This is a genomic window from Pseudoflavonifractor capillosus (assembly GCF_016902575.1).
Classification (GTDB): Bacteria; Bacillota; Clostridia; order Oscillospirales; family Oscillospiraceae; genus Enterenecus; species Enterenecus capillosus_A.
Genome location: NZ_JACSNZ010000043.1, coordinates 1 through 16,657 on the forward strand (window position 1 = coordinate 1; position 16,657 = coordinate 16,657).

The 16,657-nt window shown below is 59.5% G+C and carries 16 protein-coding genes; 8 read left to right on the forward strand and 8 right to left on the reverse strand.

All coding sequences use genetic code 11. The annotated features are described in order from the left end of the window. The first annotated feature begins 150 nt into the window (after positions 1 to 150). Positions 151 to 804, forward strand: a complete 654-nt coding sequence (locus tag H9X86_RS10060; protein ID WP_204901398.1) for a ComF family protein — start codon at positions 151 to 153, stop codon at positions 802 to 804. 223 nt (positions 805 to 1,027) lie between these two features. On the opposite strand, the gene H9X86_RS10065 is transcribed toward H9X86_RS10060, so the two are convergent. Next, on the reverse strand, positions 1,028 to 1,525 hold the full coding sequence (locus tag H9X86_RS10065) for a hypothetical protein (RefSeq protein ID WP_204901399.1): 498 nt from the start codon (positions 1,523 to 1,525) through the stop codon (positions 1,028 to 1,030). A gap of 123 nt (positions 1,526 to 1,648) precedes the next feature. Between H9X86_RS10065 and H9X86_RS10070 the strand changes: the two genes are divergently transcribed. Beyond that, positions 1,649 to 3,307, forward strand: a complete 1,659-nt coding sequence (locus H9X86_RS10070) for a ribonuclease J (RefSeq protein ID WP_204901400.1) — start codon at positions 1,649 to 1,651, stop codon at positions 3,305 to 3,307. A gap of 45 nt (positions 3,308 to 3,352) precedes the next feature. On the opposite strand, the gene mtaB is transcribed toward H9X86_RS10070, so the two are convergent. Then, positions 3,353 to 4,642 carry a tRNA (N(6)-L-threonylcarbamoyladenosine(37)-C(2))-methylthiotransferase MtaB gene (gene mtaB / locus H9X86_RS10075; protein WP_204901401.1) on the reverse strand — a complete coding sequence of 430 codons (1,290 nt, stop codon included), beginning with the start codon at positions 4,640 to 4,642 and terminating at the stop codon, positions 3,353 to 3,355. A gap of 119 nt (positions 4,643 to 4,761) precedes the next feature. Between mtaB and yfbR the strand changes: the two genes are divergently transcribed. Genes yfbR through H9X86_RS10090 form a run of 3 tightly spaced genes read left to right on the forward strand, consistent with a single transcriptional unit; the run spans position 4,762 to position 7,024 of the window. Next, complete coding sequence (yfbR, locus tag H9X86_RS10080) at positions 4,762 to 5,337, forward strand: 5'-deoxynucleotidase (RefSeq protein WP_204901402.1); 576 nt, start codon at positions 4,762 to 4,764, stop codon at positions 5,335 to 5,337. 47 nt (positions 5,338 to 5,384) lie between these two features. After that, positions 5,385 to 5,654: an ACT domain-containing protein gene (locus tag H9X86_RS10085; protein ID WP_204901403.1), complete on the forward strand. Its 270-nt coding sequence runs from the start codon at positions 5,385 to 5,387 to the stop codon at positions 5,652 to 5,654. 11 nt (positions 5,655 to 5,665) lie between these two features. Continuing rightward, entirely contained in the window at positions 5,666 to 7,024 is a 1,359-nt protein-coding gene (locus H9X86_RS10090) for a PFL family protein (protein WP_204901404.1), read from the forward strand. Between the two features lie 341 nt (positions 7,025 to 7,365). On the opposite strand, the gene H9X86_RS10095 is transcribed toward H9X86_RS10090, so the two are convergent. Both H9X86_RS10095 and H9X86_RS10100 read right to left on the reverse strand, forming a co-directional pair. Next, a complete protein-coding gene (locus tag H9X86_RS10095) occupies positions 7,366 to 8,046 on the reverse strand; it encodes a DUF2461 domain-containing protein (protein ID WP_204901405.1) in 681 nt (226 codons plus the stop codon). Continuing rightward, positions 8,043 to 9,812: a VanW family protein gene (locus tag H9X86_RS10100; protein WP_204901406.1), complete on the reverse strand. Its 1,770-nt coding sequence runs from the start codon at positions 9,810 to 9,812 to the stop codon at positions 8,043 to 8,045. The genes H9X86_RS10095 and H9X86_RS10100 overlap by 4 nt, the downstream gene beginning before the upstream one ends. A 241-nt stretch (positions 9,813 to 10,053) precedes the next feature. On the opposite strand from H9X86_RS10100, the gene H9X86_RS10105 reads away from it, so the two are divergent. Both H9X86_RS10105 and H9X86_RS10110 read left to right on the forward strand, forming a co-directional pair. Further along, complete coding sequence (locus H9X86_RS10105) at positions 10,054 to 11,226, forward strand: 5-bromo-4-chloroindolyl phosphate hydrolysis family protein (RefSeq protein WP_243416918.1); 1,173 nt, start codon at positions 10,054 to 10,056, stop codon at positions 11,224 to 11,226. A gap of 28 nt (positions 11,227 to 11,254) precedes the next feature. Further along, positions 11,255 to 12,175 carry an alpha/beta hydrolase gene (locus tag H9X86_RS10110; protein ID WP_204901407.1) on the forward strand — a complete coding sequence of 307 codons (921 nt, stop codon included), beginning with the start codon at positions 11,255 to 11,257 and terminating at the stop codon, positions 12,173 to 12,175. Positions 12,176 to 12,216: 41 nt separating this feature from the next. On the opposite strand, the gene H9X86_RS10115 is transcribed toward H9X86_RS10110, so the two are convergent. Then, positions 12,217 to 13,122: a DMT family transporter gene (locus tag H9X86_RS10115; protein ID WP_243416919.1), complete on the reverse strand. Its 906-nt coding sequence runs from the start codon at positions 13,120 to 13,122 to the stop codon at positions 12,217 to 12,219. Positions 13,123 to 13,205: 83 nt separating this feature from the next. Here H9X86_RS10115 and H9X86_RS10120 point away from each other — a divergent pair, with 83 nt between their 5' ends. Next, positions 13,206 to 13,838, forward strand: a complete 633-nt coding sequence (locus tag H9X86_RS10120; RefSeq protein WP_204901408.1) for an HAD family hydrolase — start codon at positions 13,206 to 13,208, stop codon at positions 13,836 to 13,838. Positions 13,839 to 13,969: 131 nt separating this feature from the next. Here H9X86_RS10120 and H9X86_RS10125 read toward each other — a convergent pair whose 3' ends face one another. The 3 genes from H9X86_RS10125 to H9X86_RS10135 all read right to left on the reverse strand — a co-directional run. Next, positions 13,970 to 15,487, reverse strand: coding sequence for a DUF7601 domain-containing protein (locus H9X86_RS10125; RefSeq protein WP_204901409.1), 1,518 nt, complete (start codon positions 15,485 to 15,487; stop codon positions 13,970 to 13,972). Between the two features lie 307 nt (positions 15,488 to 15,794). Continuing rightward, on the reverse strand, positions 15,795 to 16,433 hold the full coding sequence (locus H9X86_RS10130; RefSeq protein WP_204901410.1) for an HAD family hydrolase: 639 nt from the start codon (positions 16,431 to 16,433) through the stop codon (positions 15,795 to 15,797). Between the two features lie 13 nt (positions 16,434 to 16,446). After that, positions 16,447 to 16,657 (reverse strand): hypothetical protein (locus tag H9X86_RS10135; protein WP_204901411.1); only part of this gene is annotated, 211 nt, incomplete at its 5' end.

The following is a 16,657-nucleotide window of genomic DNA, read 5'->3' on the forward strand; positions in this document are numbered from 1 at the left end:
TAATCTTTCGCAAGTGGCAGACCGTACCAACGCCTTGAGGCGTGGCTAGTAACAAAGGGCTTTGCCCGCATATGAAGAACCCCCGGCTATGCCGGGGGGTTCCTATTACAGAGAGATTCGACGTGATTCGACGTGTGGGAGAGATGTGGCATGGGCATCCATATACTCAGGGCGTGTGTGGATCTCCTCTACCCGCCCCGCTGCCCCTTTTGCGGCAGAGTGCTGGAGGAGTGGGAGGAGGGACTGTGCAGCCATTGCCAGAGGGTGCTGCCCTGGAGTGAGGACAAGAGCAAACAGGTGGAGTTTTGCACCCAGTGCCTTTCACCCCTGTGGTACGAGGACGGGGTACGGCGTGGGATGCACTGCTATAAATTCTGGGGCGGGCAGGGTCATGCCGCCCTCTTTGGGATGCTCATGGCCCAGTGTCTCACAGACCGATGGGGTGAGCCCATGGACTGCGTGACCTGGGTGCCGCTGTCTGGCAGAGGCCTGCGGCAGCGGGGGTATGACCAGTGCCGGCTGCTGGCCCAGCGGGTGGGGGAGCTGACCGAGTTGGAGGTGGTGTCCACCCTGGAGAAGGTGCGGGACACCTGCCAGCAATCTCGCATCACCTCCCCCTCCGCCCGGCGGGCCAATGTGGCGGGGGCCTATGCGCTGTGCCCCGGTGCCGACGTGGCGGGGAAGCGGGTGGTGCTGGTGGACGATGTGGCCACCAGTGGGTCCACCCTGAGTGAGTGCGCCGCCTGCCTGCGCATAGGCGGGGCGGAGGAAGTGGTGGCGCTGACCCTGGCCCGGGCAAGATAATGAAGAATGATAAATGAAGAATGAAAAATGCAGGACCTGGGGGTGCGACCAGACCAAAGGCTACCATGATACAAGGGGATATTTGGCTTGGCATAGTCCCCCAGACCACCGGCGGCTGGGAATAGCCGCTGTACCAAAGTAGGCCCGGACAGGGGAAACGCCCAGTTTTAGGGCCAGTTGCCATGGCGGCCTGGGATGCAGGCATGATCAGGAACAGAAAAGATCATCCGGGCCGTGGACAGTTGAACGCACTGTCGCCCAGCATCGGCGGGGTGGATTCCACAAGGCGGGGGAAGACCCCGCCTTTGGCGGCTTTTTCGTCTATTTTTGGCCGGACAAAAATAGACCCCAGCGGAGCGTCCTTGCCGGGCTGGCAGGGCAATGCCAGTGAATCGTGAAGAAGTGAGAGGTGTGCCCCTGACAGGACACCGGGAAGTGGGAGCGACAAAAAATACTGTACTTTGCCATAGATGTGTGATATACTTGCCTGAGCAAGCTCCTCCCCGACAGGGTTGAGTTGAGCGGTTATCGGTATGGCGTAAAGCGTGGCTTGTGGGCGCGCTTCGGATAATACAATCACATAGACAGCGCACAGCGCAGGGAGAGGCGGCCGACCGCCCATCTGTTTGGCGAAACAGGGCCAGACCGAGGGGGGGACGACGGCGTTTTTCTCCTGCGCCCAAAAGGGATTTTGTTTCTTTTTTGGTGAAAAGATGCTCATTCCGGGCACACTCATCTCAAGGGGAGTTGGGTGCCCCGGCCCAACAGGGGAGGAGTGTGCCCACAGGCCCATAAATACGCACAACTGATACAACAAACAATGCAACTGTGAAAAGGAGTATTTATGGCAGAAAAATTGAAAATCATCTCTCTTGGCGGCCTCAATGAGATCGGCAAGAACCTCACCGTCTTTGAGTACGGCAACGACATCATTGTGGTGGACGTGGGTATGGGCTTCCCTGATGATGAGATGTACGGGGTGGACGTGGTCATCCCCGACTTCACCTACCTCATCCAGAACCGGGACCGCATCCGGGCCATCTTCATCACCCACGGACACGAAGACCACATCGGCGCCATCCCCTATCTCATGCGGGATGTCAATGTGCCCATCTACGCCACCCGCATGTCCGCCGGACTGATCCGGCTGAAGCTGGAGGAGCACCGCCTGGACAAGAAGGTCAAGCTCATCACCTGCGAGGCAGGGGAGACGGTACGGGCTGGCAAATTCTCCGTGGAATTTATCCACATCAACCACTCCATCGCTGACGCTGTGGCCTTTGCCATCCGCTGCCCCCTGGGCGTGGTGGTTCACACCGGCGACTTTAAGATCGACCCCACCCCCATTCAGGGGGGTATGGCTGACCTGACCCGCCTGGGCGAGCTGGGCCGGGAGGGCGTTCTGGCCCTGCTGGCCGACTCCACCAACGTGGAGCGGTCTGGATTTACCAAGAGCGAGCGCAGTGTGGGTGCCTCCTTTGAGGCCCTGTTCCGGGGCTGTGACCAGCGCATCATTGTCACCACCTTTGCCTCCAACGTGGACCGCATCCAGCAGATCATCAATGTGGCCGCCAAGTACGGCCGCAAGGTGGCGGTGACGGGCCGGAGCATGGAAAATGTCATGCGGGTGTCCACCGAGCTGGGGTATATGCAGGTGCCTGCGGGCACGGTGGTGGACGTCAACCAGATCAAGGGCCTGCCCAAGAATAAGGTGTGCATCATCACCACCGGCAGCCAGGGCGAGACCATGTCCGCCCTCACCCGCATGGCCTTCAACACCCACCGCCAGGTGGAGATCCAGGCCGGGGACCGGGTCATCCTCTCCGCCTCCGCCATTCCCGGCAACGAGAACGCCATCGGCAACGTCATCAACGAGCTGTACCGCCGGGATGCCGAGGTGGTCAACGAGCGGGAGCTGCCCCTCCACGTCTCCGGCCACGCCTGCCAGGACGAGCTGAAGATCGTCCACGCTCTGGTGCGGCCTAAGTACTTCATCCCCGTCCACGGCGAGCAGCGGATGCTGAAGACCCATGCCAAGCTGGCCAAAAGCATGGGCATGGATCCCCGCAACATCATCATCAGTGATGTGGGTAAGGTCATCGAGATCACCCAGAAGAGTGCTAAGATCAACGGCACCGTTCCCTCCGGCAAGGTGTTTGTGGACGGCTACGGTGTGGGCGACGTGGGCGCTGTGGTGCTGCGGGATCGCCAGCACCTGGCCCAGGACGGCATGATCGTGGTGGTGGTGTCCATGTCCGCCGAAGACGGACAGGTCATCTCCGGGCCTGACATCATCACCCGTGGCTTCGTCTACGTCAAGGAGTCCGAGGCCCTCATGGACGAGCTGCGCCAGGTGGCCATGGACGCTCTGGAGACCTGCCAGGACCGCCATGTCCGGGACTGGTCTTCCATCAAGTCCGAGATCAAGGGCAGCCTGTCCGGCTACCTCTACAAAAAGACAAAACGCAATCCCATGATCCTGCCTGTGATCATGGAGGTGTAAACAAAATCTGCCCTGGGCCAAACGGCTCAGGGCAGATTCTATATTTTATTGGATTTCCCCCAGCAAAATCCCGTCCCCCACCCCGGTGATGGTCACCTGCCGCAGTTGGTTGTGGAGATTCTCGCCGCTGGCCCGCACCGCCACATAGTTGGGGGCGTGGCCCTGCCACAGGCCCTCCTTCTCCTCCTCAAAGAGCACGGGAAGGGTGGTCCCCACCAGAGCCTGCAAGTAGTTCTGCTCCATCTCCTGGGCCACCTCACCCGCCCGGTGGGCACGCTCCTCCTGAACAGCGTGGGGGATTTGCCCGTCCATGGTGGCAGCTGGGGTGCCGCTGCGCCGGGAGTAGGGGAAGATGTGCATGGAGGAAAAGGCGCAGCGCCGGATAAAGTCCAGGGTGTGGGCAAACTCCTCTTCCGTCTCCTGGGGGAAACCCACGATCAGGTCGGTGGTGATGGCGGGGCGGTCAAAGGTCTCATTCAGCCACTGGACCGACTGGAGATACCGGGCGGTGTCGTACTTCCGGTTCATGCGCTTGAGCGTCTCGTCACAGCCCGACTGCATGGAGAGATGGAAGTGAGGACACAGGTTGGGCAGTGCCGCCGCCCGCTGACAGAAGTCCTCTGTGATGGTGCGGGGCTCCAGGGAGCCCAGACGCACCCGCAAACTGGGCACAGCGTGGCACAGAGCCTCCACCAGGTCAATGAGGGTCTGGCTTTCCTTCAAATCCCGGCCCCAGGAGGAAATTTCGATGCCGGTGAGCACGATTTCCCGGTAGCCCTGGGCCTCCAAGTCCTGAGCCTGGGCCACCGCCTCGGAGAGGGGCAGGGAGCGCACAGGGCCCCGGGCATAGGGAATGATGCAGTAGGTGCAGAAGTTGGTGCACCCGTCCTCCACCTTCAGCATGGCACGGGTACGGCCCAGCTGGCCCCCGGCGGTGAGCCGCTCAAAGTCCCGGCGGCGCAGGGCCTCGTCCACCTGAATGAGGGGGGCAGCGTGTTGGCTCAGCTGCTGCTCCAGCAGGTCGAGAAATTCCATACGCCCGGCGGTACCGGACACCACATCCACCCCCAGGGCAGCCACAGCCTCCGGCTCCGTCTGGGCGTAGCAGCCGCACACCGCCACCACCGCCTGGGGATTCATCTTTTTGGCCCGGCGGATGACGTTGCGGCACTTTTTGTCGCTGACCGCTGTGACCGTGCAGGTGTTGATGATATAGGCGTCGGCCAGATCTTCAAATTGCACCAGATTGTGGCCTCGGTGGAGCAGCTCCTGCTCCATGGCCTGGGTCTCATATTGGTTGACCTTGCAGCCCAAGGTATAGATGGCAATGTCCATAGGGGCCTCCCAAATGTAGCTTTTCTTTAATAATACCATTTTCGTAGGGTTTTGTACAGGTTTACATTTACTTAAAATTGTGGTATACTTCCCCTACTTTTATAAAAGAAGGTGGAGCAATGTCGTCCAGCTTTTTTGCCTATATTTTTCGGATGCGATACATCGCCCGGTGGGCGCTGATGCGCAACACCCGCACGGAGAATGTGGAGGAGCACTCCTATGAGGTGTCGGTGCTGGCCCACGCCCTGGCGGTGATTGGACAGGAGGTCTTTCACAAGGACGTGAACCCCGACCGGGTGGCCACGGCGGCGCTGTTCCACGATGCCCCCGAAATCATCACCGGCGACCTTCCCACCCCCATCAAGTATTTCAATCCCGCCATCAAGGCCGCCTATGACCAGGTGGAGGCGGTGGCCCAGGACAAGCTGCTGGGGATGCTGCCCCCAGAACTGGCGGGGGCCTATGAGCCGCTGCTGCGGGGGGAGGATGAGGAGAGCCGCCGCTATGTCAAGGCCGCGGACAAGCTGGCGGCATGGCTGAAGTGCCTGGAGGAGCGAAAGGCGGGCAACAGTGAGTTTGTCCAGGCCCAGGAGGAGACACTGCGTGCCCTGCAAGCCATGGAGATGGAAGAGGTAACCTGGTTTTTGGAGCACGTGGGGGAGAGCTTTGGGCTGACCCTGGACCAACTGGGTTAATTGGTATACACTGGGGATAACCCCAAAAGATATGGAGGAGTTTACTTATGAGAGCCATTGTAACTGTTGTGGGCAAGGATCAGGTGGGCATCATCGCCGCCGTGTGTGGCCAGATCAGCCAGAGAAATGTCAACGTGCTGGACATCAGCCAGACCATTTTGCAGGACTATTTCACCATGGTGATGCTGGTGGACGTGTCCAAGTGCACCGTACCCTTTGCCCAGCTGGCCCAGGAGCTATCGGACAGTGGCAAGGAGCGCAGCCTGGATATCCGGGTACAGTTGGAAGACATTTTCAACGCCATGCATCGGATTTGAGGTGACGGGATATGCTCAACCAAAAGGACATTCTCTCCACCATCTCCATGATCGACCAGCAGAACCTGGACATCCGTACCATCACCATGGGGATCTCCCTGCTGGACTGCTGCCACTCCGACCCCAAGGTGGCCTGTGAGAAGATTTACGACAAGATCACCACTTCTGCTGCCAACCTGGTGAAGACCGGGGAGGACATCGAGGCGGAGCTGGGGATCCCCATTGTCAACAAGCGCATTTCTGTGTCCCCCATTGCCCTGGTGGCAGGGGCTTCCGATACCGATGACTATGTCCCCTTTGCTCAGGCCCTGGATCGGGCCGCCAAGGCCACCGGGGTCAACTTCATCGGCGGTTTCTCCGCTCTGGTGCAAAAGGGCATGACCCGGGGGGATCGCAACCTCATTGCCTCCATCCCCGAGGCTCTGGCGGTCACCGACCTGGTGTGCTCCAGTGTGAACATCGGCTCCACCAAGGCAGGCATCAACATGGATGCTGTGCGCCTGATGGGCGAGACCGTGAAGGCCTGTGCCGCCCGTACCGCCGACCAGGGCGGCTTTGGCTGCGCCAAGCTGGTGGTGTTTTGCAATGCTGTGGAGGACAACCCCTTTATGGCCGGTGCCTTCCACGGGGTGGGTGAGGCTGAGCGGGTCATCAACGTGGGCGTGTCCGGCCCCGGCGTGGTGCACCACGCTTTGAAGTCGGTGAAGGGCCAGCCCTTTGACGTGGTGGCGGAGACCATCAAGAAGACCGCCTTCCGGGTGACCCGTATGGGCCAGCTGGTGGCGCAGGAGGCCAGCCGCCGCCTGGACGTGCCCTTTGGCATTGTGGACCTGTCCCTGGCCCCCACGCCCGCCATTGGAGACAGCGTGGCTCGGATCCTGGAGGAGATGGGCCTGGAGGTGTGCGGCACCCACGGCACCACTGCTGCCCTGGCTCTGCTCAACGACGCCGTGAAGAAGGGCGGTGTCATGGCATCCTCCTCCGTGGGTGGCCTGTCCGGTGCCTTCATTCCGGTGAGTGAGGACGAGGGTATGATCGCCGCGGCCCAGTGCGGCGCCCTGACCCTGGACAAGCTGGAGGCTATGACCTGCGTGTGCTCGGTGGGTCTGGACATGATCGCTGTGCCCGGCGACACCAGTGCCGCCACCATTTCCGCCATCATTGCCGACGAGGCGGCCATCGGCATGATCAACCAGAAGACCACCGCCGTGCGCATCATTCCCGCCCCCGGTATGAAGGTGGGGGACACCGTGGAGTTTGGCGGCCTGCTGGGGTCCGCCCCGGTGATGCCCTGCCACACCGGCTCTGCCGAGGCGTTTGTGGCCCGGGGCGGCCGCATCCCCGCCCCCATGCACAGCTTGAAGAACTAAGCTCGAGAAAGACAAAAAATTCCCTCTCCGTGGAGAGGGAATTTTTAGCGTGTCGAAAAGTTCGACACGCTTCTCAAAAATGCAAGCATTTTTTCGAGGGTTGCAGCCCGCTGCATGCACCCTTGGGTCAAAGGGCGACCCAAGGCCACACTGGCGGGCTGAGAAGTGTTTTTTCCGATGCACATGTCCCCGGAAAAAACAGGATTTCAATTTATTTTCCCGCCTGCGGGCGGGAAAACTCTGCCGAGAGCTTCTCTCCATGCAAGATGGTCAAGACTTCTTGCATGACTCTTATGTTTTTTGACAGTCTGAAAATTCCCTCTCCGTGGAGAGGGAATTTTTTATTCAAACATTTTGGAAGACAGAGCGGAAAAATAGTCGTAGTATGGTTTGAGAAAGGTGAAATCCTCCACCAGCTGATCTGCCAGTTCCGGGGTATACAGCAGGTCACACAGCCCTTCCTCGTGACCCACGGAGATGGATTTCTTGTTAAACCACTGGCTCAGCTCCTTGTGAGGGCAGGGCTTTTGGCGGCGGTACTCCGGTCCATCCAATACGAAGCGATCCTGTCGCTTCAGGGTGCGTTCCAGTTTGAGCAGGGGCTTGGGGTCCCGGAGGATCTCCTGGCGGTGGCACTCCATGATGGAGGCTTTGGCACACCAGAACCCCATGCCGCAGCTCCAACCATCTGGGGTCAGCTCAAACCACAGGGCAGGGTGAGCGTCGGGGGCGGTGTCATCCCCACGCACCAGGGTAAACCACAGATGGTCTTTGTAGGGGCCACGGCCGTGGAGCCGTCGGGCATCCCGGTAGATTCGGGTCACCTTCAGGTTCCAGGGCTCTTTGGGAAACTTCTCCACCATGGCTGCCTGCACCTGAGCGCCCAGGGCCTGCATGGGCCGGTAGAGGGTGGAGAGATACACGTCCTTGTGTGCTTCAAACCAGCTGCGCTCGTTTTGAAACCGAATGCCCCACATGAATTCCACGGTTTCCGGGGTAAAGCCTTGGAAATTTCCCGTCATGGCTGCTGGCTCTCCTGGGTGGAATCAGGGGTAGGAGCGGGTGTAGGAACAGGGGTAGGGGCGGGAGTGGGAACCGGTGTGGGCTGGGGGGTAGGTGCCGGAGTGGGAGCGGGCGTGGGAGCCGGAGTGGGAGCCGGAGTAGGTGCCGGGGTGGGGGTCGTGGAGCCGGTTCCAGCGCCCCAGGGGCCGGAATCAGCGGGGTTGTAGAGGATCACCTTGTCCCGCTTGGAGTAGCGGCTGGTGTTTTCAAAGGTACGGGAGATGAGTTTGCCATTGGCATCGTACACGCAGCGGTATACATCCACCACCTTGCCGGTGTAGGGAGTGGTCTTCACCTTGGTGGTGCCCCGGGGCACAGAGGTGTCCGGCTCATAAATCGTCTGGTATTGGGTGGTGGAGCGGGTGTAGCGCTCGGTCTTGACATAGGTGCCGGCGGTGTTGGTGCCGTAGATCTGGACGGTGAGTCTGCTGCCCGACACATAGGCGACGATTTTGATGGGGAAGTCGGTGTCGTTGCGGAACTTAAAGTCCAGGCTGGGATAATACACGGTGGCGTCCAGGCCATCGGGCACATAGCCCACAGAAAAGGCGTGGTTGGCCCGCTTGACAATATCCAGGTTGGCGTACACGGTGCAGTAGTAGATGGCAGAGGACACCTGGCACACGCCGCCGCCGGCCATAGATACGGTCTCACCGTTTTGATATCCGGTACCCACCATGTAGCCGTTGGCCTGAGAGGGGTTTCCAATGGTGTTCAGGTAGGAGAAGGTCTCGCCGGGCATGAGGATCTTTCCGTTGCAGAAGGATGCAGCTCGTTTCACATTGAACAAACGGTCGGAAGTGCCGCTGATGGTGGTGGTGGAGCTGGCCAACAGATCCTGATAGAGCAGGGGAGCGACGTTGCTCAGGTCGGGCTGGGTGAGGGTGACGGGAATGGAGCAGGTCTCACCGGGCTGGGCCTGGTCGATGATCTCCTGGGCTTCCTCGGGATCGATCTCGCAGCCGATGACCATGGGGGTGATGTTGCCCTTTGCGTCCTGGGTGGGAGCCTTGGGCTCCCGGTATACCAGCTTGCTGAGCTTCTCGCCGGTGAGTTCGGCACAGGGGACAGGCTCTGTCTCCACAGTGAGGCTGGTTTTGCCGGTGGCCATGGCCTGGGAGATCTGCTCTTTCAAGGCCTCCTTGTTCACCTGGGCACCTTCGGTGCCCAGGGTCAGGGACAGGGCGTTCTCTTTCAGTTCATAGGTAAAGTCCACTGGGGCCACATACAGGGCCTCGGCGATCTGGTCGATGTACTCCTGCACCTGCTTTTCTCCCTGGGGGGTAAAGGAGGAGGAGGACAAGGACAGAGGAGCCGGGGCATCACCTGCCCCCAGCCAGGCCAGACCCAGGGAGAAAAAACCTCGGGACTGTTTGTCTTCCAGACCCACTTCCACCGCTGCCTGGGGGTTTATATCCAGCAGGGAGCCGGAGATGGTCAGGGACTGATCCTCTCCGTACTTGAGGGTGAGGGACAACTCATCCATGTGGTCCTGCATGGAGCTGGCCATGTACTTCACCGCAGCCTCCTGGGTCAGACCGCCCAGGTCCACGATGACAGTTTGTGCACTATTCTGGGCTACGGTACCGGGGAGCAGACGGCCATTGCCGCTGACCCAGGCACACAGCCCGCAGTAAGCCCCTGCCAGCACCAGCGCCAGGCCACCAGCCACGATGCCGGCGATGATGGGGGGCGTGAGCTTTTTTTGGGGAGTCGTTTGTTCCATGTGACTACCTCCAGATGTTGATATATGTCAGGTATGCCAGGAATTGATCGGAATGGAATCGAATTGCAACACTGCTATTGTAACACCAATGACAGGAGGGCACAAGAACAATTCGGTTAAAAAGATTTACAATTTGTCATCATAATTGGGTCACTATTTACACCGGGGGAAAAGATGTATATAATGTGGTAAAGACGAGCGGGCTTCGACTGCCAGCCCGCAGGGAAAGGAAACCAAAGCCATGCAAAGATATCATTACGACCCGGGAGGGGGATACCGCTACAATCCCAATCCCCAGCGCCCCCCTCGCAGGGATGGGGACTGGGGCGATTGGGTGGGCATTGCCGTGCTCTTTTTCATCCCCAGTAAGATCACCAAGCTCATTGCACTGCTGTGGCTGGCTGGGCGGTTTGTGAATATGTCCCGGGCCCAGCGAATGAAATATGAGAACCAGGCCAGACAGGCGGCCCAATTTGTGAAAAATAAGGCGGACGCTACCTTCCGGCAGGGACAGAGCTGGACGGCGCCCTCCACCGGGCGGCGTGGCCTGGCTCCCGGCACCATCAAGATGCTGGCAGGGGCTGTTATGGCCCTGGCCTTCGGGGTGGGGACCATTGGCTCCACGGCGATTTTTGTGGAAAGCCTGCACTACGGCTTCTTTTTCAGTGATGAGCTGACCAGCATTGTGGTATGCCTGGTGGCTTGCGGCGTGGGCGTGGGGATGTTCCTCAGCGGCCGTGAGCTGCGCAGCCGGGAGGAGCGGTACACCAACTACCTGGCCTACATCGGCGCCAACCGACAGGTGAGTCTGGCTCCCATGGCGGCGGCCATGGACGTGTCAGTGCGTCGGCTGACCCGGGATCTGCGCAAGATGCTGGCCACCCATGTGCTGCCCACGGGATATTTGGACATCAAGGCGGGAAAGCTGGTGCTCACCGAAATGGGGTACACCGAGCCCCCTGAGCCTGAGCCGGAACCGGAGAAACAGGAGGAACCTACGCCGGAAGACGACATCCTGCGGGAGATCCGCCTCATCAACGACTTGATTCCAGACCCGGTCATCAGCGCCAAGATAGACCGCATCGAGGAGATCACCAAAAAGATCCTCCAATATCAAAAGACCCATCCCCAGCGCACCCAGCAGCTGCGCACCTTCTTGAGCTATTACCTGCCCACCACCCTGAAAATCCTCCGCTCCTATGCCCGTCTGGACGCCCAGGGGGTGGAGGGAGAGAACATCACTGCGGCCAAAAAACGCATTGAGGAGATGATGGATCAGGTGGTACAGGGCTTTGAAAAGCAGCTGGATAAGCTGTTCAGCAGCGACGCCATGGACATCGCCGCCGACGTGCAGGTGCTGGAAAATATGCTGAAAAAGGACGGCCTGTCCGGGAATGACATGAACCTGGACTGACCAGGGCAGGAGAAGGGAGTGGACGTGTATGGAGCAGATTTGGTTTGACTCCAGCGATGGTGAGCACCGCTGTGCCGGGTACCTGTGGCAGCCCAGTGGCCAGGTGCGAGGTGTGGTGCAGATTGTCCACGGCATTGCCGAGCATATGGGGCGGTACGATCACTTTGCCCGCTATCTCATGGCCCACGGCTATGCGGTGTGCGGGGAGGACCACCTGGGCCACGGCAAGACTGGAGAGGCGGCGGGGCAATTTGGATATTTTGCCCGCCACGACGGCTGGACACTGGTGACGGCGGATGTGCGAGCCTTCCGGCAGCTCATGGGAGAGAAGTTCCCCGGTGTGCCCTACTTCCTGCTGGGCCACTCCATGGGCTCCTTCCTCACCCGTACCTACCTGTGCCGCTATCCCGGCACCGTGGACGGGGCCATCCTCTCCGGCACGGGGCAGGAAAACCCCCTGTTGGTGGCAGGAGGCAAGTTGTTGGCCTCCCTCATCGGCCATCTCCGGGGATTCGATACGGTGAGTGCCCTGGTCAATGACCTGGCTTTGGGGGCCTATAATAAGCAGTTCAAGCCCAACCGCACCACAGCGGACTGGATCAGCCGGGATCAGCAGGTGGTGGATGCCTACTTGAAGGACCCCTTCTGCACCTTTACCCCCACCGTGGGCCTGTATCGGGATATGCTGGGTGGTTTGCAGTACATTTCCAGTTCCCGTGCCCTGTCCCAGATGGACCCCAATACCCCTATCTATCTGTTTTCCGGGGATCAGGATCCGGTGGGGAGCAATGGGGCGGGGGTGCGCCGTGTCTACGGATATTTCAAAGACCATGGCACCCGGGATTTGGAGCTGAAGCTGTACCCGGAAGCCCGACATGAGACCTTGAACGAGACCAACCGTATGGAGGTATACGCTGACGTGCTCTCCTGGCTGGACAGACATGTATAGACAAAATAAGTGCCGCACAATCTGGATTGTGCGGCACTTTCTTAGGAATTGAGAGGAGTTGTGCGGGGGTTGCCCAGGGGGAGAAACTGAAATTTCGTCTCCGAGCACACCACAGCCAGGAAGATGAGGAAAAAGCCAAGATACATCTGGGGAGTGGGTGCTTCCCCGGCAAAGAGCACTGAGAAGGCCACGCCGAAGGGGGCTTCCAGGGCCAGCAGCACCGCTGCCGACGACGGGGTGGTGTACTTCTGGCCTACGTTTTGCAGCAGCAGGGCCAGAGCGGTGGCGGCAATGGCCAGGTAGAGCAGCACACCCCAGGCCTGGGCGGACAGCCCCTGGGTGGGGATGCCCTGGGTCACCACAGTGCCAGCCCAGCAGCACAGGGCGGTGGTGCCGAACTGGATGATGGTGAGGAGGATGATATCCCGATTCCGGGAGAACTTGGACACCGCCACAATGTGGCAGGCGTACAAAAAGCCCCCCATCAGGGTGAGCACATCCCCCCAGGACAGGGAGAAGCCGCCATCCCAGGACACAAAGCCGATGCCGGCGATGCACAGAATTGCGGCCAGCAGGTTGAACCGGTCAGGGCGCAGTCGGTCTACCGCCCAATAGAGGAAGGGGACGATCACACAGTACACAGCGGTGAAAAAGGCGTTTTTTCCCGGTGTGGTGTCCATGAGACCGAAGTTTTGCACGGTATATGCGGCAAAGAGGAACAGACCCATGATCCCGCCCCGCAGCCAGTAGGAGCGATCCACCTGTTTCCAACGCTTCCAAAACACCAGAGCCAGCAACAGAGCAGCAAAGGTGAAGCGGAAGGCCAGCAGAAACATGAGGTTGACCTCATCCAAGGTGTCTTTGAGGATGAAAAAGGTGGAGCCCCAGATGATGGTGGCCAAGACGATGAAAGGACGGGCAAGTTTGGACAGCATGGCTTCGCTCATGAGCATCAACTCCTAGACAATCTACAATGGGCTATGATAGCAGAAAAAGCAAAAAAATGCAAGATAGAGAGGGGTATACTCCGATGATAATATTTGATTTAGACGGAACTTTGCTGGATTCCAATGATTTGTGGGTGGAGGTGGATCTGGAATTTCTGGCCCGACACCACTGCCAGGTGACAAAGGAATATGAGGAAGTAGTGACAAAGGCCACCTTCCCGTCGGCGGCTGCATATACCCGGGAATACTACCACCTGCCTCTCACCGAGGCGCAGATCATGCAGGAGTGGGAGGATCTGGCTGCCCACCACTACCGGGACCTGGTGGAGCTCAAGCCCGGAGCCCAGGCCCTGTTGGAGCAGTACCGGAGCCAGGGGAAAGACCTGGCTCTGTTCACCGCCTGCCGCCCCAAGCTGTGCCGCCTGGCCCTGGCCCGGCACGGACTGGAGGACTACTTGTCCCATGTGGTGTTTGCCGAGGAATTGGGACTGGAAAAACACGATCCCCGGTGTTTTGAGGCTCTCAGCCACACCCTGGGGGTGGAGCCGGAGGCGTGTACCCTGCTGGACGACTCCCCCTTTAACTGCGCTACCGCCCGCAAGGCGGGGATGCACGTCATTGGGGTGTATGACCCCTGCTATGCCTCCCGCTGGGAGGGAATGCAGGACAGCTGCCACCGGTTTGTCCACTCTTTGGAGGAGCTTTTAGAGGGCTGAGTGCAGCACCAAGGGATTCCCACTGGATGGGCAGCGAGTACCAAAAGCACAGAAAAAGCGGATGCAGCAACGAGCTTCGTTGCTGCATCCGCTTATTTCATTGCTTTGGATATGGATCCGATCCCGATGGATCAGCTGCGCTTTTTCCGTCTGTGATCCAGCACCAGCAGGGCTGCCAGCACAACGCCGCTGCCCACACAGAACTTCAGGTACAGACCCACATTTCCAGAGGTGTCACCCGTCTGGGGCGGGATACCAGGTGTGCTGGGATCCGTGGGAGCGTCGCTGCTTCCGGGGTTGTCGGGCGTATCGGGCTCATAGACGTTGGTCAGGTTGTAGCCGTCTACCACCACTTCCACTGTCTCGCCGGGGCGGATGGTGCCGGAGCCGTTGGTGATGGTCTGGCTGAATCCGTCGCCGGAGTAATCGTCCTCAGACACCACATAGTCAGAGTTGCCGGGCACTTCGATCTCCACTGTCTCGTCGTCCTTGAGGTTGAGGTCTGTCTCTTCCCCGTTGACATCTACGGTGATGTGGAACTCCTTGTCTTCATCTTCAGGGCTGATCTCGCCCTCCACCCGCTTGGTCACCTTGAGGATAGAGGTGGGGTCGGGGGGTTCAGGCACCCGGTTGCGGAACACCACCACGGTGGTCTCCCCGCCTACGATGGTGCCGCTGGCCACCACAAAGTCGGGCAGGTAGCCGTTGGGATCGATCTCCCGCACGGTGAAGCGTACTCCGGCGGGAATGTTCAGGAAGGACAGCTTCTCACCAGCCTTCAGAGTGAAGATCTGGGGAGATTGGGGGGCGTTCTCCCCTTCAAAGGTCACCTCGAAGGTAAAGACCTTATCGGGATCATAGCCCTCCTCCAGCACCTGCTTTTGCACCTCCAGGGTGCCCAGGGTGTCCGGGGGATTGAAGACGTTGACGAAGGGGAGGATCACCTCTCCGGCGCTGTTGATGGTACCGGTATAGGTATGCACGGCGGTGACATACCCATCGGCAGAGTAGTCAGTCTCGGTGATGACATACTGGGTACCAATGGGCAGGTCAGGGATGGTGAAGCTCTCCCCGTGCTTGATGGTGTAGGTAAAGGTCTCACCGTTGATGACGGCGGTGAAGGTAAATTCCTTGTTCACATCGCCGCCTTCACCCCGCACCTCTTTGGTCACGGTGATCTTGCCCAGCTCCTGGGGCTCATAGGTGTTGACGAACACGGCGTTGCTGCCCTGGGCGGTGATATTGCCCTGATGTCCGTTGCTGGTGGTGTGATAGTCGTCCTGGGGGGTCTCCACCACAGTGTACTGCACACCCACGGGAATGTTCTCAAAGACGGCGCTTTCACCGTGCTTGAGGTAGATTTTTCCGCCGCTGGCCACACTTTGCAGGGGGCCGTCACCCACACGGTAGGAGTAGGTGCCGCCATCGGAGAAGGTGACGGTAAACTCAAAGAGTTGATCCTGCTGTTCCGGGGTCAGGGGGGTGTTGTCGGCATTGACCACCCACTTTTGTACCACCAGCCGCCCATCCAAGGGCACGTTATACACCCGCACGACAATCGGATCGGTTTCTTCTCCGGTGACGGTGAACTCGTATCGGGTCTTAGGGGCACCGTTCTCCTGGTCAAAGTCGTAGCCAGGTGCGGGCATGATCTCTTCAAAGTGGATGGAGTGGGGCAGGTACTTGTACCCAACATTGAAATGAGAAAAAGTGAGACCTACACCACCCTACGTAATTATTATGATGGCGCGCATCTTTCGGTTGTTTTGCCTAATGGAAAATTGAGAACTAATATGGGAGACTCTTCAACTAGCTACCTTCGCCCCGCCATGTGGGTCACCTTCAACTAACCAATGATAAGCAAATGGGACAGGCTTGGGCCTGTCCCATTTCTTTTCTATAACCTGGAACCCCCTGTTTTCAATCAAAACAGGGGGTTCTTCTGTATTTACCAACTTATACGTGCTCCAGCAAGAACTTCTTGCAGTCCTCCACCCGGGTGAACACACGCCCGGGGTTGCACTGCTCCAGCTTGTCCGTGACCCCGTCCTGCCAGGCGGCGGACAGGCAGGTGACTCCCACCTGGGCGCAGGAGGTCACGTCGGTGGCGGTGTCGCCGATGTAGCAGAACTCCTCCGGAGCCAACTGGTACTTGTCCAGCAGGCAGCGCAGGTGCTCCACCTTGTTGGGCGCCACGTCCGAGCCGCACAGCACCTCGTCAAACACATCTGCAATGCCAAAGTGTTCCAGGGAAATGCGGCAGGTGGGGGTGCCCTTTCCGGTCACCAACACCAGGGGCACACCCCGGTCTTTCAAAGTGCCCAGCAGCTCCCGGATGCCGGGAAACAGGTCGGGCACCAGGGTGGGGTGGAGCCGTGCGTACTCCCGGCAGTAGTCCGCCACCCCGGCCTCCCACTGGTCTCCGGCCAGAAGCTTGGCAATGCCCACCTCGTCCAGGCCGAAGGTGGCGGTGATCTCGTCCTCGCTCAAGGTGTGTCCGGCGTAGGGGGACAGGGCCAGGCCGAAGGCCTGGATGCACAGGGGCAGAGTGTCGGCAATGGTGCCGTCTAAATCAAACCCAATCATGCGATACATGGGAATATCCTCCTTAGGTTTTGCTCAAATGCTGGCTGGCGGATTTCAGCATCAGCCGCTTGGTGCCCACGGTGTCAAAGGCGATTTCCACCAGGGCATCGCCACCCATCTTCTGCACCGACAGCACCATGCCGTGGCCAAAGGCCTTGTGGTTGACGCTGTCCCCCTTTTGCAGGGTGAGGGCAGGGGCAGAGGGCTGGGAGGGAATGGGCTTGCCCGGGGTG

Coding starts and splice junctions, on each gene's coding strand:
- H9X86_RS10110 (WP_204901407.1), top strand. CDS start 11,255: ATGGAGCAGATTTGGTTTGACTCCAGCGATGGTGAGCACCGCTGTGCC.
- H9X86_RS10085 (WP_204901403.1), top strand. CDS start 5,385: ATGAGAGCCATTGTAACTGTTGTGGGCAAGGATCAGGTGGGCATCATC.
- H9X86_RS10115 (WP_243416919.1), bottom strand. CDS start 13,122: ATGAGCGAAGCCATGCTGTCCAAACTTGCCCGTCCTTTCATCGTCTTG.
- H9X86_RS10120 (WP_204901408.1), top strand. CDS start 13,206: ATGATAATATTTGATTTAGACGGAACTTTGCTGGATTCCAATGATTTG.
- H9X86_RS10130 (WP_204901410.1), bottom strand. CDS start 16,433: ATGTATCGCATGATTGGGTTTGATTTAGACGGCACCATTGCCGACACT.
- H9X86_RS10105 (WP_243416918.1), top strand. CDS start 10,054: ATGCAAAGATATCATTACGACCCGGGAGGGGGATACCGCTACAATCCC.
- H9X86_RS10125 (WP_204901409.1), bottom strand. CDS start 15,487: ATGCCCGCACCTGGCTACGACTTTGACCAGGAGAACGGTGCCCCTAAG.
- H9X86_RS10100 (WP_204901406.1), bottom strand. CDS start 9,812: ATGGAACAAACGACTCCCCAAAAAAAGCTCACGCCCCCCATCATCGCC.
- H9X86_RS10070 (WP_204901400.1), top strand. CDS start 1,649: ATGGCAGAAAAATTGAAAATCATCTCTCTTGGCGGCCTCAATGAGATC.
- H9X86_RS10090 (WP_204901404.1), top strand. CDS start 5,666: ATGCTCAACCAAAAGGACATTCTCTCCACCATCTCCATGATCGACCAG.
- H9X86_RS10060 (WP_204901398.1), top strand. CDS start 151: ATGGGCATCCATATACTCAGGGCGTGTGTGGATCTCCTCTACCCGCCC.
- yfbR (WP_204901402.1), top strand. CDS start 4,762: ATGTCGTCCAGCTTTTTTGCCTATATTTTTCGGATGCGATACATCGCC.
- H9X86_RS10065 (WP_204901399.1), bottom strand. CDS start 1,525: ATGAGCATCTTTTCACCAAAAAAGAAACAAAATCCCTTTTGGGCGCAG.
- mtaB (WP_204901401.1), bottom strand. CDS start 4,642: ATGGACATTGCCATCTATACCTTGGGCTGCAAGGTCAACCAATATGAG.
- H9X86_RS10095 (WP_204901405.1), bottom strand. CDS start 8,046: ATGACGGGAAATTTCCAAGGCTTTACCCCGGAAACCGTGGAATTCATG.